Source organism: Weissella sagaensis (assembly GCF_010306265.1).
GTDB lineage: Bacteria > Bacillota > Bacilli > Lactobacillales > Lactobacillaceae > Weissella > Weissella sagaensis.
Genome location: NZ_BLKA01000018.1, coordinates 1 through 2,085, shown reverse-complemented (window position 1 = coordinate 2,085; position 2,085 = coordinate 1). Strand labels below are relative to the sequence as shown.

The following is a 2,085-nucleotide window of genomic DNA, read 5'->3' as shown; positions in this document are numbered from 1 at the left end:
TTATTAGCGAATTGACTTCGCAAATGTTTTTGTTTCAAGCTTAATGCTTGAAGACCCTACACATTTGTTCTATCGAAACGATATTCAGTTTTCAATGATCAACGTTGTTGTCTCGCTGACAACTTAATTAATAATACAGAACTCATACGAATTTGTCAACATCTTTTTTAAATGTTTCTTCGAAATCACATATTGTCTAATGCAAATTCATTGCATAAACATATAACTTAAATGAATCGATTATTAATAATTGTACGTCTTGCAAAAGACAACTTTTATATAATAACCCCTTATGCAACATAATGCAAGTGTTTTTAACAACTTTGTTTATAATAATAATTTTTATTACGTGTTATACTAATTTAAAAGATAATATATACATTAAGGATATAGGTAATGTCAAATAAAAACAATAAAATAGATGCCAACCAATTTTTAGCAATGCTACTCCAATATAGCCGTGATTTCCACTATAATCACATTAATGTTAGTGTTCGTCTAAACAGAAACCCAGCTTATACAAGACAAGTAATGAACATTAAATTAAAACGCATATCTAAAAAATATGGTAATGATGAACGATTATATGCAGCTATGACCGCTGATGAAGGACAAGCTTTTCTTTTATTAATGAATAAACTTAAGGAAGAAATGTTTGCTAATTTCAGCCAAAAAATAACTTGGCATACTGATTTATTAGATCGAAACGATCAAGAATTTGGTTATCGTCAAATCCGTGAACGTGATCAGTATAATAATTTAGAATTTGAAATTAACTTATAATACCACTATCGACAATATTATTTTAAAATTGCACCCCTATTCAATCTTAATTATACTGAGTGCACGAAAAAAGAAGCCAGTCACTAATAAGAAATATTTCGAAAGCTAAATATTTATTTTAACTTTCAAAATATCTCTTAATGTAGTACTCGGCTTCTTTTTTAGGTTAAATTTTAAATGCCTAAATATTTAACGATCAATCAATTGGTACTGGATGTTGTGCCGTATATAATGCTGCAACAATACCATGGGCAACAGAAACATTTAATGAACGTACTGACCCTGTTTGAGGAATATAAATCATTTTGTCAGCTGCCTTAATTAATTCGTCTGCTAGCCCAATTTGTTCTTCGCCAAACAGAAAGACACTCTTTTTAGGAAATGTCGTTTCAAACACATTATGTAGTTCATAACCTGGTGTATTATCTACTGCGTAAATGACATAATCTTCTTGATGCCATTTATGAAACAACTTCTGATAATCCATTATCCGATGATGACTAATATGTTCATAATGTTGTGCGCCAACTGCCCCTTTTTTATTCCATTTCTTAGCACCTTCACTATTTTCTTTATCCATTGGATTATCAGGGTTTAAAAAAACAATTTCACGTCCCGAAAAAGCATTATGATTACGAACAGCAGTCGCCTTATTAAAATCATGCGTCAGATTTTGCAACACCGTTATCATATCTCCACGGCGCTGATCTAAGGCTTGCATGATTTGTTCATTAGTCATGCCCTTAAAATCAGACCCCAAGTTACGATAATCAATGCTGTTCTCTAAATTAATATGACTCATTATGTACCTCTATGTATTATTATCTTAGACTATTATACAAAAATATCCTTGCCATTTCATTTAGTAATTATAGGCTATTTTTATCACGTACTATCAATTTATATGCCATTATGCTGTACTAGATTGACTTCAAATTTAAAAACATGAAATTTATTCAGTACTTCTTTTTATAGCATCCAAATATGTGGCTTATCAATTTTTTATTATTCATTCTAGTCAATAATAAATCCCGTTGTTGATAGATTTTTTTCAATCAATAAATTTTAAATCTAAGCACCCTACTTAAAAAGACGGTATTTATTGTATTTGTACACAAAAAAAGAGTTCACATTTTACTGTGAACTCTTTCCAAATTGCATCGCGACGTCCTATCCTCGCAGGAGGCGATCCTCCAACTACTTTTGGCACTACTGAGCTTAACTTCTGTGTTCGGTATGGGAACAGGTGTGACCTCAGTGTCATCATCACGACACGTTTTTATGATTGAGTGAACGTAGTTC

2 protein-coding genes and 1 rRNA gene are annotated in these 2,085 nt (G+C 31.2%); 1 reads left to right on the top strand and 2 read right to left on the bottom strand.

Going from position 1 to position 2,085, the window contains the following annotated elements:
• The first annotated feature begins 396 nt into the window (after positions 1-396).
• Positions 397-783, top strand: a complete 387-nt coding sequence (locus G7Y65_RS09250; protein WP_042494697.1) for a hypothetical protein — start codon at positions 397-399, stop codon at positions 781-783.
• 196 nt (positions 784-979) lie between these two features.
• Here G7Y65_RS09250 and G7Y65_RS09245 read toward each other — a convergent pair whose 3' ends face one another.
• Together G7Y65_RS09245 and rrf are read right to left on the bottom strand one after the other, a co-directional pair.
• Positions 980-1,585, bottom strand: a complete 606-nt coding sequence (locus G7Y65_RS09245; protein WP_042494698.1) for a TrmH family RNA methyltransferase — start codon at positions 1,583-1,585, stop codon at positions 980-982.
• A gap of 355 nt (positions 1,586-1,940) precedes the next feature.
• A 5S ribosomal RNA gene (rrf, locus tag G7Y65_RS09240) occupies positions 1,941-2,057 on the bottom strand.
• Positions 2,058-2,085 lie beyond the last annotated feature (28 nt).